We start from the raw sequence: 17,038 nt of genomic DNA, 5'->3' as shown, positions 1-17,038 counted from the left end.
GAAGTTGAGAGGGATATTATGGGTAATATTCTACCTAGTGAAGATATAGAGATTGCCGATCAATACGTCATACTTAACCTTCTAATTGATACATTAGAACGTGAATTAAAGTCAATTGAAGCTTCCACTATTCGGTTGCAGAAACCCTATCTAGAATTAACAGATAATGTATTGAAGACGGGGAGAAGGGACCTGATAGAATTAAAAAGAGTAATGCGTCAAAAGGGGATAAAAGTTTTTGACAAAGTAATCCATAGTGAAGGTGACTTTTGGAACTATAAATATTTGATAAGAGGGTATGAGGGTAATTTAAATTACTTGAAATATGCGCTAAAAATGAAGATGCAAAAAAGGTTAATGGAGTACTTCCAACTAAAATGAGTATTTAGATGCTTTTTAACAAACAAGCGTTCTTTTAAGGGTAAAAGTGGTATAATGGAGAAGACAGTTTAATACGGGTGGAGCGGCTAAATCCCTGTGGAGAACGGGGGTGAAGCCATGAGCGAACTACAAATCTTTCTAACGTCTGGAATATTCATTCTAGCTTTTTTAAACTTTGTGGTCGTACTAATTAAAATGAACCAAAAGAAATAATCCACCCGTCAAACGCTGGCAAGTGAAGGCCGGGTGGATTTCGTTCGCCCACAGTAGCTGAGCCACTGCAGAATTATTCTGTCACGAGTCAAAGTGTTGGTAGCACTTTGGCTCCTTTTTTATTATATGCTTCTAATGTAAATTATATCACAATCCATATAACTGTAAACTTATTTCATAAGGTAACTTAGTAGAAGTCTAATTTTCTTATAAAAAATATAGCAAAAAAACATAAAAAAGGAGTGTTTCTCTAGAGAAACATTCCTTTTTAAATAATATATATAGTCACTCTCTAATTATTAGATATAACCTTTTTCTTTAAGGCTAACAAATCTACCGGATCCACCAATCACAAGGTGGTCTAAAATATCTATACCAACTAACTTTCCAGCTTCAACAAGCCTTTTTGTTGTGTCAATGTCTTCTCTTGAAGGGCTAGGGTCGTTGCTAGGGTGGTTATGAGCCGCGATAAAACTAGCTGCGTTAACTCTTACAGCTTCGCGTAGGACATCCCTTGGATGGACTATACTGGCGTTTAATGTACCCTTAAAGATATTTTTTCTAGAAATAACTTGGTTCTTTGAATTTAGATAGATTATATCAAAAAATTCTTGATTAAGATACTCCATATCCGAAAAATATTTTGCCGCATCTTCAGGAGAACGAATAGTGAAACGCTCTTCTTTTTGATATTTTCTAATGTAGTTAGCAAGACCAAATGCCGCTAAAATTCTACTAGCTCCTAACTCACCAATGGATGGATACTCCAGTAAATCGCCTTTTGATAATAGACCTAATCCATTAACTCCTAAGCTTGCTAATTGCCCTGTTACAGAAGCATCTGCCTTTGGTCCAATTAGTATAGCTAACATATTCTGCAAACTTGTACAATCTTCTCCGTAAAAGGCCATTTCTTCTTTTGCTACAGTAAAATGATTTTTCATAATACACACTCTCCTAAAGGTTTTTTGTTTTTGAACACAAAAAAGCGCTCTTTAGAGACGATTCTTAGACAAAGAGAAAACTCTTTGATTAGAAATCGTTCCAAAGAACGCTTATGGTTTAGTGTTCAACTGCAAATCATAAATGATTGCAAAAATAAGAAAAAGTAAAAAAATTATTAATTTGATTATACCCTATAAGTGTAATCCGAACCATATGTTTTATATTTTTTGTTTAGGCATCTTTAAGGATTTGCTCGATTGTCTTATAGATACACTCAGCAAGATCTCTGTTCCAATTTTGATCCTCATTACTCACGTTTTGAAGCTGTTCTTCAATATTTCTTGCTGTAATTGTAGAAGCAGGGAGGAGAAAGCAAGTATTATATTGCGGTATACTCACTAGCCAATTAAAGCCTTTAGTTGACATATTTTCTGTTAGATTTATGACATATTCTAAAGAATTTTCTTTGCCAGTTCTAAAGGTATAACCATTCGAAAAATTATGCTTTTCTTTAATACGGTTCATTACAGCTATTTTCATATAATCTATGTTTACATGTTCCATTATTCCACCTACCTTCAATTTTTCTCTACAGAGTCATATTTAGCCTGGTATGAAATGATACCTATGAGAATAAGGCCTAACAAAAATAGGAGACTTCCATATAACTTAAGAATTATAGGATGAATAAATTCAGATAAAATCGGTACAGGGGCAGAAGTTAAACCTAAAAATAAACCACTAGAAATAAGTATTACCCCAAGAGCAATGTACTGTAACTTATCATTTAGGCTTTCAAGTGAAGCTAATGTAAAGCCAACTATTAATAATATTAGAGCAGCTACTCCTACAATATTGTTAATCCAGAATAGTAAGGATAAAGTTAATACCAACGTTCCAATAATAAAATAAATCAATTAATCACTCCGTTCTAGTATAGTTACGATGATAAACGCTATTAACCCAATAGAATGATCTAGTACTTCCATCAATCATTTCTCATAGAATCTATTTTATATGCATGATAAAAAGCAAAAATACCCCAAACTATAAACAGTCCTAAAACCAATATTATTTTCATGAGACACCTCTTTCATACCGGGGATTTCTTAAACCTTTGTTTTCGAAAAATTAGTACTTTTCTTCATTTATCAAAGTCTGGAATGTTTTTTACTGGATGAAAAGCTTAGAAGGTTCACTAAAAGTATGGAAATAAAGACAAAGATGTAAAAATAGTGAGGTTCATAATAATGTAAGTTAACATGTTTTTTAATCCACGTAGCTGATTGTTAGGGGTCTATATAACTTCTATTGTTCTAACTAAATAAAACATCATGAAGAAATTTTATAGTAAGTCCGATAGTAAAGAATAATGCTACTATCCCTATAGAGTTTCATAGATAGATTAATCATAAATTAAACCTGCATTAAAATATTTGTCTATTTTCAATTTTATAACCTGGGACCATTGTAATTATCTCAGTATTGGTAAGAGTTTTAACCTTAAATTTGGTAGATTCTTTCGGAGAGCGGTCTATCAGTTCTATTTCCTTAACATTATGTTTTCCATATACTTCAAAAAGCTTCTTAATCTGATCCTCCCTAGCTTCTCCAATTTTATATTTGATCAAAATGGGAGATACTAAGACAGCTACTAAAACAAAATAAAAAGGAAGAACATCTAGACTAATTAGATATTCAAATAATGAGCTTAACATAGTTACCATCCCTTCAATTTAAGTCATAATTTATTGGCAAATGTACAGTTACTTCTTCAATTTCATTTACTAATGATGTCTCAACTGTTAATTCTTCTGGAACTTCTTTATATCTTACAACTGGATTTTCATCAGGCTGTAAATCAAACTTCATATTAAGTATACGTTGCTCCACTAGTTTTCCATTTACTACAAAAGAAACTCTTTCTTTATCTAGCTGTAATAAATTTGGCTCAACTTCCGCAATTGACAATGAAGATATGTAAGGCTCTACATATTCTTTATTCCATGTGCTTTCTATACGATATGAAGCGATTAGATAAAATCCTGTTGAGAAAACAATAACACTTATAACTATTAGAGTAGTTAAAAAATCCTTATAGAACATTTCTTTTAAAGGTTTTATTCTGCCTCCCTCATATAATAAGAATAGAAAAACAACTGCCAATATTAAAGATAGTGAAAATAGACCAATGTAATCAACTAGATCAAATAACTGAAACGACTCAAAGAAAGAATATGAGGGGGTATTTTCTAACACTTCATTTAAACTCATAGGGTGTGCTCCTTTATTATAAATTTAATATGATTACTTATTAGATGCAGCCTAGTTAAAGTCTAAGGTCTTAACTTTTTATCTATCAATCGTCCAGTGCATCAATAGCTTGCTGTGCTTGTTCTTCCGTTGTATTTACGTATAAAGAAGAAGTTTCCGCTGATGTATGGCCAAGTTGTCTCATGAGATCATATACTGAATTTCTTTTTGCATATTCAGTAGCAAAGGTATGTCTGAATTTATGTGGAGAGAGTTTTTCATCCCTATAAGCTTCAGTATATTTCATAATTATTTGCTGGATAGAGCGTACTGAAAGCGGCTGTGCGGCCTTTTTATAGTTTGTAAGGAAAAAGTATCTATCAGTATCTCTAGCTTTATATCTAGAGCCTCTGATACGTTTATACTCCTCTAAAAAGGGAAGAGCAAACTTCCTAAAGAAAACCGATGATTCCTTATTACCTTTTCTTAATACGTAAAGTTTCCTCTTTTTCATATTTACAGAAGAGAGGGAGAGGTTGGCTAATTCACCAACACGTATTCCAGAAGCTAAGAGAAGGGAGATAATAGCGAGATCTCTCTCAACGTCGCGTTTATAATACCCCATTTTAATCTTTTGTCCCTCTATAGCTTTTGGATAATCATATGCTACAAAGTTAATGAAATCTTGAATCTCTGGACCGTGTAGTATCTTTTCACTTATTCTTTCAGCTCGAACATCTAGGGTTTCAGTATTCTTTTTCATTTTCACCTTAGCCATTACGTTTCGATAAAAGTAACATTCTCCAGCTTCATCTTCAGTACGTTCAGTAAGAAACTTAAATAACGATTTTAATGAACTTTTCTTACGATTAATGGTTTCGTCTTGTAGTTCTTGCTCGAATGCAAGGAAAGAAAAGAATGAGTTTGCTTCCTGCAACTTTAAATTCTCAAGTGTAGTGAGCGGAATTTCTTTGATGTTCTCAACTTTAGCAATGCCTTCAACAATTAACCAATTAAAAAACTTTTCAAAATCATGAAAGTATCCCAAAAGGGTGGAAGGTGAAACATTCCCGGAAAACATATCATCCTTGTATTCTTCAATATAAGGAGGGAGGTTCTTTAGTTTTTCATCTAATTTTTCTTTATGGAGGCGTTGTTGCCTAGTAAGTCGTTCTCGCTTAGCCAAATTATTAACACCTCTTAGTATGTCGTATTTTGTCGAAATGTGTGCGTGAAATACAATTTAACGCTTATAAAATTGCGCCTAGAAAACGTTCAATCCCTTGGTATATAAGGGATTGGGCGTTTTTTTTATTATATCATAATTAACGTTAAAAGAGGTTAACGCTTATTTTGGATAAAAGAGGAAGTAATAGACTGTTCTTAAATAATGATGGGAATCCGATTAACTTACTAAAATAATTCTTAAATTTAAAAAGCCTACTACCTGCAGGGTGCAGATAATAGGCTTTTTTTTGGATTCACACTCTGATTGAAAACTAGGAATAAAAGAAGCTGTTGTTTCTATAGGGGATATAAACATAATGTACTGTGTATAAGGATTTAAGGCGACCAAAGTGGGACTTTCAATGAAATTTGCTATTGAACGTTTCTCAAGATCCTATAGCGAGTATTTAGTCTTAAATCCTATTTGAGGCCGCTGGTTCTATAATCAAATTGTCTAGTCATGCTTATTCCGCAATCGGGCCAGATTGTGGTATAAAGTAGAAAAGCAACTTGAATATCAATCTAAAGAATGAAATACGAGCTAATTGTAAATTGGAAAAAAATAGATGTAGAGGATTTTTAGATAATGGTCAGTGTAAATCTTAACCGCATCCTATTAACTAACGTATAAAATACAAAGTCAGAGCCTGATAAAAATATTTAATCAACTACAATAATTGATTCTGAACTGGTGGTATAAGTCAGTTTCAATAAACACTTTATTATAATTAATCTAAAAAATAAAAGCTGGGTTTCTAATTTAATGGAAAAATCAGCTATATACTTTTAATTTGATTTACACAGATAATCATTAGCCATTTATCGATCATTTCAGTAAAGATTTATTTATTCTTCTCCCCGTTTATGCTCATTCCTTTATAAAGGTGGGCAATATCCTCGACTAGGAAGATTCACTTTCATAAAACCTTCACACTTTTATCTCAGATTGGCATACAGTGAATGCTATAATTGCCTCAATACTAAAATATCAACCATAGGAGAGAGATGTAATTGAATAAAAAGCAAAGACTGATTATGCGTTCGGTTATCTTAGCCGTAATGGTGATTGCAGTAGGATATACGATGTACATAAATTTTGTTCAATCTGGTGAAATAGTAGAGGTTGGAGATAAAGCACCGAATTTTGTTCTAACAGACTTAGAGGGCAACCAAGTAATGCTTTCTGACTATGAAGGGCAAGGGGTGTTTTTAAACTTCTGGGGAACTTGGTGTAAGCCTTGTGAGCGTGAGATGCCTTACATGGAGAAACAGTATCAAGTATACAAAGAGCAAGGTGTAGAAATCCTTGCAGTAAATATACAGGAAACAGATCTGGCAGTTGAAAAATTTCGAGATCGCCATGGAATGACATTTCCTATTCCCATGGATAGAAATGATCAAGTAAGACAGGCTTATGGAGTTCTTCCATTACCTACCACAATATTACTTGACCAAAATGGCATTGTAGTAAAAAAGCATTCAGGAGAATTAACAGAGGCAAGAGTGAAAGAATTCATGGAAATGATTAAGCCAAACCCTTAAGAAGTTCAATAACTGTTTGAGACTAAATTTGTTTATCGCCATTATTAAGATATCCCACGGTTGAAATAGTTTCGGAATAAGAACGGGATATCGCTACTATTTTTATAAAAATTTGTATGTTAAGCGATTTATAAACAAAAGTCGATTTCCTTTTAAGTTTAGGAACGACTTTTTTATTTGTAAAATTAAAAAAGTTAGCTTAATTAATCTCAAGCCTAAACAAGTTCTAAAAATACGTTATCCTTACTTTCTTCTAAATACTGTTAGATTGTCTTAGAAAATATGATAGTAGATACTTGAACTTTATAAACAACTTCAGGAGGTCTTTTTAATGGAGCATCTAAACTTATTTCTAGCATTTGGTGCAGGTCTCTTATCATTTATTTCACCATGTGCGCTTCCTTTATATCCTGCTTTTCTTTCCTATATTACTGGAGTGTCTGTAAATGATTTAAAAAATGAAAAAGGTATTCTACGTGGGAAAGCTTTTGTTCATACCATTTTATTTTTAGTAGGATTTTCAATTATCTTTTTAGCTTTAGGGCTCTCCACGTCATTTATTGGTACTTTTTTTATAGGTAATCAAAATTTATTACGGCAACTTGGCGCTATGGTCATGGTGTTCTTTGGTTTAGTCCTTACAGGGCTTCTAAATTTCAACTTCCTACTTTCTGATAAAAAAGTTAAATTTCAAAAGAGACCTACAGGTTATTTAGGTACAGTTTTGATTGGCATTGGTTTTGCTGCTGGTTGGACGCCTTGTTCAGGTCCAATCCTTGCTGGTGTCATCGCCTTAGGTGTAACAGATCCAGGGAAAGGATTTATTTACATGTTTTTTTATGTATTAGGATTTTCCATTCCTTTTCTTTTAATGACCTTATTTATTAATAAAATGACTTTTATTAAAAAGCATAGTGCATTATTTATGAAAGTGGGAGGTTCAATAATGATTTTGATGGGAGTCTTATTGTACTTTAATTTAATGACCAAAATTATTGCTGTATTAGTTAGTTGGTTTGGAGGGTTCACTGGATTTTAACTGTTGATCAATAAGTTTACCAAGTAATATGTCATAAATTTATCAAGTATATGCAATGTTTTATGAGTTATTTCAACTATGATTAGAGAAGTAGGAGGATAATTCATATGTATGAGATATTTAATAAATTCAGTAATTTTTTTCTGCAGCCTTTCTTTAATATGGCGATGTCTTTTGAAGGATTCCAATACTAATTGCATTGATATTAGGTGTGGTAGGTTCTCTGGTACCTTGTCAAATCACAGGGAATTTAGGCGCGCTTATGTTGTATGGTAATAAATCTTTACAAAAAAAATAGCATGGGGGGATGTTTGGCTTTTTACTATGGGGAAAGTTTTAGCTTTTTCCATAGTGGGGATAATATTATGGGTTTTCGGTAAAGAAATCGAAGCTACCTTGACCAATTTCTTTTCTTGGATTCGAATTTTTATCGGTCCGGCAATCATACTCATTGGATTATTTCTTTTAGGCGTTATTAAATGGAAATGGTCCATCCCTGTACTATTAAAAAAGGGGAAAATTGGGAACTTTCCTTAAGGGGTAGTACCAGCGAAGCTGTCACTACCCCTTAAAGAGTGAATTATATATTTTCTCCTTTGCCCGTCGCCTTGTATCCCATACTAATCAATACTAATCTTCCAATCATTGTCATAGCAGGCAGAATGATTTTTCGCTTTCGCATTTCTTCTAAAGTCATCCTTATTAGGAAAAGGGCATTTGAATTTTCAATTGCATGGGGGAGTAATGCCTGTGAAATAATCCGATATGACTGTGCTGAAAAATTAGAAAAACCATAATGCTTTCGTATTTCCTCAATATGTTCATGTTTTGTTTGCTCTCGTTCAGAATATCACTTAAATTCACTTGCATCTACTTGTAACTGATTAGCAACATAGTTTATCACCTTATCAGGAACATTCTTGATATCTGAAAGAGACCAACCAGGGTAACGAAAAAGACAAATTTGAATAGCGAATCTCAATCGATTATGATCTCTTCTTCTACGTCTTATTACCTCAATATCATCTTGTGTAAGGGTATAGTAATACGCTAATTCCCAATCACTTAAAGTAGACGGGATTATCAAAAAATCCTTCTTTGATCAGGTGTAAGTAGTTCTCTCGCTCTTAGACACACAGGAAAAGCCCCCTAATCCAACCAGAAGGTTTAATTTTTTTCCAAAGCTCGCGATACAACACTGATTTACTAACACCCGTAATATCAGTAATTCCTTTGATGCTAAATTGTTTAGATGAATGTAGTTTTAAAGCACGTTCCACCAACTTGGAGTCTTTGGAAGGTCTCCCCCCATTTCGGCCTCTCATTCTTGCAGATTGTAATCCTGATTTTGTACGCTCACTGATAATATCTCGTTCAAGTTCAGCATTACTCGCCATTGTTCGGAAGAAAAAACGTCCCATAGCTGTTGACGTATCAATATTATCCTGTATGGAAAATGACCTTTTTTTCTTCAAAGGTTTCAACCAATTCAATTAGATGTTTTGTAGACCTTGAGATACGATCCAACTTATAAACGACCACAGAATCAACTTTACTTATAGCCTTTAGAAGTTGTTCTAATTCTGGACGTTCTTTTCTTGTTCCAGTTATTTTCTCTTTGTAAATAACAGCTGCGCCTGCTTTTTCTAAAGCATCAATTTGAAGATCTATAATTTAATTTTGAGTAGAAACACGAGCATATCCAAAGATTTTCCCCATTTTAATTCACTCCTTCAAAATAATTATTCCCTAATTCGGATTCGGAGTCAATTTTGGGAAAGATGTTAAAGGGAAGCTTTTAGGGAATGAAAAACATAAAAACTACTGAATTATGGAGGAGTAAAAATTAATCCCTAAAACGTTCGTTAATGGAAATTACTATTATAAAAAATAATTTTATGTTTTTCATTCAAATACTCACTTGAATATTAACCAAGGAAAGGTATATACTATATTCAAGTAAACACTTGAATATTAATGGGGTGATAATGTGAATAAGAAAGATACTTGTGAAATTTTTTGTTATGACGAGAAAAAGGTCAATCGAATACAAGCTGATCTAAAAACAATCGATATTGTTAGTGTTGCCCAAATGTTAAAAGCAATTGCGGATGAAAATAGGGCAAAGATTACCTTTGCTTTGTGTCAAGACGAAGAGTTATGTGTGTGTGATATAGCAAATATTATTGGTATTACGGTGGCAAATGCTTCTCATCATTTAAGGACCCTTCATAAGCAGGGGATTGTAAAATATAGAAAAGAAGGAAAACTAGCGTTTTATTCGTTAGACGATGAACATATTAGACAAATAATGATGATTGTACTAGAACATAAGAAAGAGGTGAATGTCAATGTCTGATCAAAAGGCAATAACATCTGAACAAGAAATGAAGGCCTATCGTGTACAAGGTTTTACTTGCGCAAACTGCGCGGGTAAATTCGAAAAAAATGTAAAACAGCTATCTGGAGTTGAGGATGCAAAAGTAAATTTTGGTGCATCTAAAATTGCTGTTTATGGTAATGCAACGATAGAAGAACTAGAAAAAGCAGGTGCATTTGAGAATCTTAAAGTGACTCCTGAAAAATTTGCTCGTCAAGATTCACAAGAGGTGAAAGAGGTTAAAAAAGAAGAAAAAGTGCCGTTCTATAAAAAACACAGCACTTTACTCTATTCAGCCTTATTTCTTGTCTTTGGTTACCTTTCCTCATCTGTTAATGGGGATGAGAACATTGTTACTACATTATTATTTGTAGCATCTATGTTAATCGGAGGATTATCACTCTTTAAAGTCGGTTTACAAAACTTGATTCATTTTGACTTTGACATGAAAACCCTTATGACAGTAGCTGTTATAGGTGGTGCCATTATAGGAGAATGGGCTGAAGTTTCCCTTGTTGTCATACTCTTTGCAATTAGTGAAGCACTTGAGCGATTCTCTATGGATAGAGCAAGACAATCGATTCGTTCATTAATGGATATCGCTCCTAAAGAGGCACTCGTTAGACGTAATGGACAAGAAATAATGATTCATGTTGATGATATTGCTGTTGGGGATATCATGATTGTAAAACCTGGTCAAAAGATTGCTATGGATGGTGTAGTTGTAAGTGGTTACTCTGCCGTTAACCAAGCAGCTATTACAGGTGAATCAGTCCCTGTTGAGAAAACGGTTGATAATGAAGTATTTGCAGGTACCTTAAATGAAGAAGGATTACTTGAAGTACAAATAACGAAACTAGTAGAAGATACAACGATTTCTAAAATTATTCATCTTGTAGAGGAAGCACAAGGAGAACGTGCTCCTTCGCAAGCATTTGTTGATAAATTCGCGAAATATTACACACCGATCATTATGATCATTGCAGCATTGGTTGCTATAGTCCCTCCTTTGTTCTTTGATGGCAGTTGGGAAACATGGGTTTATCAAGGATTAGCTGTTCTTGTTGTTGGTTGTCCTTGTGCATTGGTCATATCGACTCCGATTTCTATTGTTTCAGCGATTGGGAATGCTGCTAAAAAAGGGGTCCTTGTAAAAGGCGGAGTGTATTTAGAAGAAATGGGCGCCTTAAAGGCTATTGCATTCGATAAAACAGGAACATTAACAAAAGGAGTCCCAGCTGTAACTGATTATAATGTGTTGAACAAACAGACAAATGAAAAAGAATTACTATCCATTATTACTGCATTGGAGTATCGTTCTCAGCATCCTCTTGCTTCAGCCATCATGAAAAAAGCAGAAGAAAAGGACATTACTTATTCTGACATACAGGTAGGGGATTTCTCTTCTATCACAGGAAAGGGTATAAAGGGTATTGTAAACGGGACCACTTATTATATCGGTAGCCCGAAACTCTTTAAGGAATTATTGACTACTGATTTTGATAAAGACTTAGAGAAAAATGTTACTAAACTTCAAAATCAAGGGAAAACAGCGATGATTATTGGGACCGAAAAAGAATTACTTGCAGTTATTGCAGTTGCTGATGAAGTTCGTGAATCAAGTAAGGAAATCATTCAAAAGTTACATCAACTTGGCATCAAAAAAACAATTATGCTTACAGGTGATAACAAAGGTACTGCGAATGCTATCGGAGGACAGGTTGGAGTTTCTGATATAGAGGCAGAATTAATGCCACAAGACAAATTAGACTTTATTAAACAGTTGAGATCCGAGTTTGGCAACGTAGCTATGGTAGGAGATGGTGTTAATGATGCACCTGCTTTGGCGGCCTCAACAGTTGGTATTGCAATGGGTGGAGCTGGTACAGATACAGCTCTGGAAACAGCAGACGTCGCTCTTATGGGAGACGATTTAAGAAAACTACCATTTACTGTAAAACTTAGCCGGAAAGCTCTAAATATCATCAAAGCTAACATTACTTTTGCAATTGCTATTAAATTTATTGCCTTACTATTGGTTATCCCAGGTTGGTTAACGCTCTGGATTGCCATTCTTTCCGATATGGGCGCAACCCTTCTAGTAGCTCTAAATGGTTTGCGACTAATGAGAGTGAAAGAATAAAGGGAAAAGTGCTAAAAAGGGATTTTCCAGAAAGATAGAAATTCCTTTTCTAAAATGGTCTCATTAATAGTATAACTTCTAAATATAGTAAAAAATCAGTTAGTGGGTTGATGTAATTGACTTTAATTTTGAACGTTATTTCTGCAATAGGGGCATTTATAGTTACCAATATTGATGATATTTTTGTTTTGATGCTGCTATTTTCACAGGTAAAAGCACAGGTGAAAACGAGTGAAGGTTTAAAAGGTAACCAGACAGAGAATAAACCTATATCCCCTAAGGATATAATTATTGGACAATATCTAGGTTTTACCTTGTTAGTAGTAGTTAGTCTCTTAGGAACTTTTGGAGTTATGTTAATTCCAGAGAAATGGGTAGGATTACTTGGACTAATTCCAATCTATTTAGGGATTATGTTGTTTATAAAGGGAGAAGATGAGGATGAGGATGAAAATGCAATTCTTTCAAGTTTAAATTCTGGAAAGTATAATAGTGTCTTTTTAAGTGTAGCATTTATAACATTTGCTAATGGAGGAGATAACATTGGAATATATGTTCCTTTCTTCTCTACTTTAACCATGAACCAACTAGCAGTATCGGTTATTACTTTCTTTATTATGGTTGCAATTTGGTGTTTTATTGGATATCGTTTGGCAGCTTTTAAACATGTCTCTGAAACCTTAGAGAATTACGGTAGGTGGATTATACCCATTGTCTTTATTGGTTTAGGAATCTATATCATGGTGGAGAACGAAACTTTCGGTGCCCTTTTGAGTTTAATAAATTATTAAAAAATAATCTTCAAAAGTCGCTCTAGTTAACAGTTGGGACTTTTGTTTTTCTTCTTTCAAATAATAGAACCTACCTTAACCAACTAACTATTGGATATAAGTAATTGCTTGTCTACCCAGTTGCACCCATGCAGCTTCAAAGTCTGCTATTTTTGGCCTTTTTATTCTTTGTGTTTGCTAGTGGATCATTAAAGTAAATATAGTATTGGTCATATCCTGTCACTAATACAGAGTGCAGCTTATGAAGCCCTATTATATTAATTTGCAACACAGGGGCTAACTACCATTTCAATAGAAAAAACTGAGGAGTTACCACAAAGGAACCCTAAAATTGGCAAGTACCAGCATGTTTGGATTGATTATCATGAATAACCAAATGGAAAATGTCTGGATTTATACAGATAATAAAACGACTAGAATAGTTACTAATAAGCCGATGATTCCTTAGCGTAGGGAATCATCGGCTTATTTTATGTCGAAATTTGCTTAGCGTGTGGTTTTATGACAAACTGTTGGTGGTACCCCTATATGGAGTCGGTTATTGAGAAGAAGAACGTACTTTTACTTATGACGGTAAGAACGTGCATAGAAAGTATATCTAAATAAAATTTACCAAGGTACAAAAACTAGAGGAGCCACCTTGATTAAGACAGGTGGCTCCTTTGTTTTCTATGAGTGTCAGTACTTTTATGAGTCGGTATCGCGTTGAGGTTTTTTTTCATCCTCATCCATGAGGCCCTGTGTTGACTTTTTAAATTCCCTAAGCGTTGTTCCAACTGCTTTACCTAATTCGGGAAGTTTTTTCGGTCCGAAGATAATAAGAGCAGCTGCTCCAACTAATACCCAGCTTCCAGGTCCTAACATTACTATCCCTCCTTAAAATTTTACGAAAAATGCGGTAAAGTACATGATAAGCATCCCTGCAGAAAATGCAGAAAGGTTTAACCAAGAGACAGAAGGTTCTCTGAATTTTTTATGGTCTTCAACTAGCATCTTTGTGATAACAAAGATGACTTGCAGGATAGCACCTGCTCCAATTCCTAAGAATAACGCTCCCCAGATTGGTGAGAAGACAAAGCCTCCAAACCAAGTACCCAAGATTGCTGGTGCACCAGCAATCAATCCTAAGAGAACGAAGTCCCTAAATCGTGGTTTCGTCTTTAATAACGGTGCTGCGATTCCGATTCCTTCTGTGATGTTATGCAATGTGAACCCGATAATTAAAAAGGTTCCGAGTGCTGCTTCCCCTAGGGCAAAAGAAGATCCGATGGCAAGACCTTCACCGAAGTTATGGAGTCCTATCCCTGTTGCCATGAGTAAGGCTATGGCATAAGGAGAATATCCTTTAGACTCCAGTTTCTTTTGTTGATACTGATCAAAGCCGATCAGTAGGAGGAATGTAAGAGCGGCTCCGATGATGACCACCATGTTTCCTTGAAATACAGAAGGTGCTTCAGCTCCTATCTCAAACCCATCAGCTAACGTTCCTACAAATAAAAAGAGCAGTAATCCAACGGTTAATGCTAAAATTGCATTGATCCATTTACGCTTAAAGCGTTTCATGAACGGATACCATAACAATCCTAATGTGATAGGAACAATTCCCACATAAAATCCAATAAAACCGTAATTCAAAAAGTTTTCCCAAGTGGGCAATGGCGTTAAAGCTGCAACAGGAACCTCACCTTCTGTGATGATGCCATTTTCCGTAATCAGTTTTATCAGATGGGGATCTCCTTTTACCCATGGGTAGTTGATCACGATATTCCCATCATCAAATCGTTCAAGTGTTTGACTAGGAGAGACAGTGAAATCCCAAACCGAATCATCCACCATAACCTGTGAAATCTTTAATGTTTCAGGTCCCGTGTTGCTCACGTCAAGCTCGAACCCAGAGACTGTTACTTTTATTCTCTCAATGTTTAATACTTCAATTGGAGCAGCAGGATCTTGTTCAACGCCTGCTCCATTTTTTAACACCCAACCAAGTACGCCGACTAACAAAATTAATGGAATAAGTCCAGCAATCAACCATTTAATCTTCATCTTCATCCCTCCTTTTACTCGACCTCAAAGAATCCCATCCAACCCAGTTCAGCGAATTCACTGACATGAGCATGGAACATATATTTCCCTTTGTATGGGAAACGGACTTCAACGATTCCACGTTCACCTTGACATTGCATAATCGTATCAGTGAATTGGGAGGGGTTGTCGTCTCTTCCAGTTGGATAATACGTAAAATAGTTAGCATGAAGATGGAACGAGTTCAATAAATCAAATTCCGTTAGATTGCTCAAATAAATTCGGACGAGTTCATCTTTTTTTATCTTTATCGGATGATTCATAAATGCAAACGCATAGCCGTTCACAGTGTAGAATTCGTTCGCTCCGTCTAAGTCCAAGTCATAAGCGTTCATGACCATGTTAAGCTCTTTCGCTGGTTTTCTAGGTGTCTTAGGATCAATGATAAAATTCCCATAAAGTCCTTTGTGAATATGACGAGCCAAAGGGAGTACATGGCAATGATAGACTTGTAGTCCGTAAGGTTTCGCTTCAAATTCATACGTGAAAGATTGACCTGGATAGATTGGTTCTATTCCATCCATTTCAGGTGGGTGGATGCCATGAAAGTGAATGGAGTGTGGATGGCTGCCTTGGTTAATAAAGTTGAATCGCAGCATATCACCTTCTGTACACCGGAAGGTTGGTCCTGGAATGGTTCCATTGTACGTCCATCCAGGAAACTTGATGCCCTTAGCGATTTCGATTTCTTTATCAATTGCAACGACTTCGTATGTTCTGAGAGTTTGACCATTAGGCAGGGTACTCACTTTTCCATAATCAAATTCAGTGAGCAATCGCTCAGCCATCTTATAACCGCTCGTTTTGGAATTATCCGTCATGTTCGCATGATTGGCATGACCATTGTTCTTCTTGTGATTATTGTGAGAAGAAGCGTTGGCTGTTCCTGTATATGGAGCAACCTTGTTTAAAAAATAACTCCCTGCAAGTCCTACGGCTCCAACTGATCCAATCTTCAAAATATCACGACGAGATATTTTTTGCTGTTCTTCCTTTTCGTTATCCATACTTTACCTCCTCTTAAAAAATTGCCTATATGCAACTTTTATGATAAATAACTACATTGAATGCCTATTGGGACTATCCTTTTAATAGAAAATTTAAAGATAATTTCTAATTTTTTACTATTTAGGTTTCACCTCGCGCTAATAAATTGGTATAAGCTCATAAAGTTTCCTTAGGACAACTTTAACTTCATAATATGTGCATATGTTCATATTGTCAACCATATAAAATAATAAAGAAATAAATATTTTTGAAACCGAATAGGACAATTTGAAGGTGAATACACTACTAATTTAGTAAAGGATGGCACTCATGGAGCAATGGACAATTGGAATGTTCTTATTGGTTTGTTTAGTAGTCGGGGGAGGTAGTGCGATAGGAATTTTCTATCTGTTCCAACGATCTGTTTACGGTATCTTTCTTCTATGTGGTGCATTATTAATTGGAGTAGTCTGTATAGAGATAATTCCACTAGCTATGAATGAGAGAGATATAGAAAGCTTAGCAGTTGGCAGTATGATTGGTCTGTCTTTATTTATAACACTCCATTTTTTCCTGCACTCTTTCGAGAAAGCAAATCATTCTGTATTGCTTATTTTTCTGGCAATGATTTTACATACCATTCCTTTCAGCCTTACTCTTGGGGCTATCATTCATAAAACTGAAATTTTCACATCGCTTACGATAATGTCCGGAATTCACCATATTCCAGAAGGGTTTGCAATTACCCTAGCACTTTTATCAAAAGGAGAAGCATCTTGGAAATCCCTCCTGTACTATGTACCTTTTGCTCTTCTTTTTATTAGCTTTATGTCATTAGGAAATTATTTTTCCATAACAGACCGAGTTCAAAGTGTGTTAATTGCTATGACTGGCAGTCTTATCTTTTTTACTTCCTTACACGAATTTATTCTTTCTTACTGGAACATGTTGTCCAGAAAACAGGCATACTTCTTTTTATTGACGGGAATTATTTTAAGTATTACTTTTCATATTATTGTGGAAAAATAATGAAAAATGTATTGATGTTAACT

General features: G+C 34.8%; 17 protein-coding genes and 3 pseudogenes. 8 read left to right on the top strand and 12 right to left on the bottom strand.

Features of this window, described 5'->3' with window-relative positions:
- Positions 1–18 precede the first annotated feature (18 nt).
- Complete coding sequence (locus tag HC179_RS15775) at positions 19–381, top strand: YhjD family protein (protein WP_168865168.1); 363 nt, start codon at positions 19–21, stop codon at positions 379–381.
- Positions 382–893: 512 nt separating this feature from the next.
- On the opposite strand, the gene HC179_RS15765 is transcribed toward HC179_RS15775, so the two are convergent.
- From HC179_RS15765 to xerS, 6 genes are all read right to left on the bottom strand, one after another.
- Positions 894–1,538 (bottom strand): JAB domain-containing protein, encoded by a 645-nt coding sequence (locus HC179_RS15765; protein ID WP_168865166.1) that lies wholly within the window; start codon positions 1,536–1,538, stop codon positions 894–896.
- 232 nt (positions 1,539–1,770) lie between these two features.
- Complete coding sequence (locus HC179_RS15760) at positions 1,771–2,103, bottom strand: hypothetical protein (RefSeq protein ID WP_168865165.1); 333 nt, start codon at positions 2,101–2,103, stop codon at positions 1,771–1,773.
- A gap of 14 nt (positions 2,104–2,117) precedes the next feature.
- Positions 2,118–2,456, bottom strand: a complete 339-nt coding sequence (locus tag HC179_RS15755) for a hypothetical protein (protein ID WP_168865164.1) — start codon at positions 2,454–2,456, stop codon at positions 2,118–2,120.
- 510 nt (positions 2,457–2,966) lie between these two features.
- Positions 2,967–3,257 (bottom strand): hypothetical protein, encoded by a 291-nt coding sequence (locus tag HC179_RS15750; protein ID WP_168865163.1) that lies wholly within the window; start codon positions 3,255–3,257, stop codon positions 2,967–2,969.
- A gap of 13 nt (positions 3,258–3,270) precedes the next feature.
- Positions 3,271–3,813, bottom strand: a complete 543-nt coding sequence (locus HC179_RS15745; RefSeq protein ID WP_168865162.1) for a hypothetical protein — start codon at positions 3,811–3,813, stop codon at positions 3,271–3,273.
- A gap of 85 nt (positions 3,814–3,898) precedes the next feature.
- The gene (xerS, locus tag HC179_RS15740) at positions 3,899–4,978 is read right to left on the bottom strand and encodes a tyrosine recombinase XerS (RefSeq protein WP_168865161.1); all 1,080 of its coding nucleotides are present in this window, start codon (positions 4,976–4,978) and stop codon (positions 3,899–3,901) included.
- Positions 4,979–6,030: 1,052 nt separating this feature from the next.
- Here xerS and resA point away from each other — a divergent pair.
- The 3 genes from resA to HC179_RS15725 all read left to right on the top strand — a co-directional run bounded on the left by resA (position 6,031) and on the right by HC179_RS15725 (position 8,137).
- On the top strand, positions 6,031–6,561 hold the full coding sequence (gene resA, locus HC179_RS15735) for a thiol-disulfide oxidoreductase ResA (RefSeq protein ID WP_168865160.1): 531 nt from the start codon (positions 6,031–6,033) through the stop codon (positions 6,559–6,561).
- A 331-nt stretch (positions 6,562–6,892) separates the two neighbouring features.
- On the top strand, positions 6,893–7,600 hold the full coding sequence (locus tag HC179_RS15730) for a cytochrome c biogenesis CcdA family protein (protein ID WP_168865159.1): 708 nt from the start codon (positions 6,893–6,895) through the stop codon (positions 7,598–7,600).
- 279 nt (positions 7,601–7,879) lie between these two features.
- A complete protein-coding gene (locus HC179_RS15725) occupies positions 7,880–8,137 on the top strand; it encodes an urease accessory protein UreH domain-containing protein (RefSeq protein ID WP_342515730.1) in 258 nt (85 codons plus the stop codon).
- Positions 8,138–8,167: 30 nt separating this feature from the next.
- Here HC179_RS15725 and HC179_RS15720 read toward each other — a convergent pair.
- A pseudogene (locus HC179_RS15720) lies at positions 8,168–8,737 on the bottom strand (DUF4158 domain-containing protein); the annotation flags it as partial.
- A pseudogene (locus HC179_RS15715) lies at positions 8,728–9,274 on the bottom strand (recombinase family protein). The pseudogenes HC179_RS15720 and HC179_RS15715, both read right to left, overlap by 10 nt.
- Positions 9,275–9,590: 316 nt before the next feature.
- Here HC179_RS15715 and cadC point away from each other — a divergent pair.
- From cadC to HC179_RS15700, 3 genes are all read left to right on the top strand, one after another.
- A complete protein-coding gene (gene cadC, locus HC179_RS15710; protein ID WP_168865157.1) occupies positions 9,591–9,959 on the top strand; it encodes a Cd(II)-sensing metalloregulatory transcriptional repressor CadC in 369 nt (122 codons plus the stop codon).
- Positions 9,952–12,123, top strand: a complete 2,172-nt coding sequence (locus HC179_RS15705; RefSeq protein WP_168865156.1) for a heavy metal translocating P-type ATPase — start codon at positions 9,952–9,954, stop codon at positions 12,121–12,123. The genes cadC and HC179_RS15705 overlap by 8 nt, the downstream gene beginning before the upstream one ends.
- 116 nt (positions 12,124–12,239) lie before the next feature.
- A complete protein-coding gene (locus tag HC179_RS15700) occupies positions 12,240–12,914 on the top strand; it encodes a CadD family cadmium resistance transporter (protein ID WP_168865155.1) in 675 nt (224 codons plus the stop codon).
- A gap of 87 nt (positions 12,915–13,001) precedes the next feature.
- Here HC179_RS15700 and HC179_RS21390 read toward each other — a convergent pair.
- The 4 genes and pseudogenes from HC179_RS21390 to HC179_RS15685 all read right to left on the bottom strand — a co-directional run.
- Positions 13,002–13,158: pseudogene (locus HC179_RS21390) on the bottom strand (C39 family peptidase); the annotation flags it as partial.
- 443 nt (positions 13,159–13,601) lie between these two features.
- On the bottom strand, positions 13,602–13,778 hold the full coding sequence (locus HC179_RS15695) for a twin-arginine translocase TatA/TatE family subunit (RefSeq protein ID WP_168865154.1): 177 nt from the start codon (positions 13,776–13,778) through the stop codon (positions 13,602–13,604).
- A gap of 12 nt (positions 13,779–13,790) precedes the next feature.
- Positions 13,791–14,960, bottom strand: a complete 1,170-nt coding sequence (locus HC179_RS15690; RefSeq protein ID WP_168865153.1) for a ZIP family metal transporter — start codon at positions 14,958–14,960, stop codon at positions 13,791–13,793.
- Positions 14,961–14,974: 14 nt separating this feature from the next.
- Positions 14,975–16,006, bottom strand: coding sequence for a multicopper oxidase domain-containing protein (locus HC179_RS15685; protein ID WP_168865152.1), 1,032 nt, complete (start codon positions 16,004–16,006; stop codon positions 14,975–14,977).
- A gap of 310 nt (positions 16,007–16,316) precedes the next feature.
- Between HC179_RS15685 and HC179_RS15680 the strand changes: the two genes are divergently transcribed.
- Complete coding sequence (locus HC179_RS15680; protein ID WP_168865151.1) at positions 16,317–17,015, top strand: ZIP family metal transporter; 699 nt, start codon at positions 16,317–16,319, stop codon at positions 17,013–17,015.
- The last annotated feature ends 23 nt before the right edge of the window (positions 17,016–17,038 follow it).

The sequence above is a fragment of the Bacillus sp. RO1 genome (assembly GCF_012524115.1).
Lineage (GTDB): Bacteria > Bacillota > Bacilli > Bacillales > Bacillaceae_I > Sutcliffiella_A.
The sequence above is the reverse complement of the archived record's forward strand: the minus strand, read 5'-3'. Positions and strand labels throughout refer to the sequence as shown.

Coding starts and splice junctions, on each gene's coding strand:
- HC179_RS15765 (WP_168865166.1), bottom strand. CDS start 1,538: ATGAAAAATCATTTTACTGTAGCAAAAGAAGAAATGGCCTTTTACGGA.
- HC179_RS15760 (WP_168865165.1), bottom strand. CDS start 2,103: ATGGAACATGTAAACATAGATTATATGAAAATAGCTGTAATGAACCGT.
- HC179_RS15745 (WP_168865162.1), bottom strand. CDS start 3,813: ATGAGTTTAAATGAAGTGTTAGAAAATACCCCCTCATATTCTTTCTTT.
- HC179_RS15680 (WP_168865151.1), top strand. CDS start 16,317: ATGGAGCAATGGACAATTGGAATGTTCTTATTGGTTTGTTTAGTAGTC.
- HC179_RS15730 (WP_168865159.1), top strand. CDS start 6,893: ATGGAGCATCTAAACTTATTTCTAGCATTTGGTGCAGGTCTCTTATCA.
- HC179_RS15775 (WP_168865168.1), top strand. CDS start 19: ATGGGTAATATTCTACCTAGTGAAGATATAGAGATTGCCGATCAATAC.
- HC179_RS15750 (WP_168865163.1), bottom strand. CDS start 3,257: ATGTTAAGCTCATTATTTGAATATCTAATTAGTCTAGATGTTCTTCCT.
- HC179_RS15695 (WP_168865154.1), bottom strand. CDS start 13,778: ATGTTAGGACCTGGAAGCTGGGTATTAGTTGGAGCAGCTGCTCTTATT.
- HC179_RS15705 (WP_168865156.1), top strand. CDS start 9,952: ATGTCTGATCAAAAGGCAATAACATCTGAACAAGAAATGAAGGCCTAT.
- HC179_RS15685 (WP_168865152.1), bottom strand. CDS start 16,006: ATGGATAACGAAAAGGAAGAACAGCAAAAAATATCTCGTCGTGATATT.
- HC179_RS15690 (WP_168865153.1), bottom strand. CDS start 14,960: ATGAAGATTAAATGGTTGATTGCTGGACTTATTCCATTAATTTTGTTA.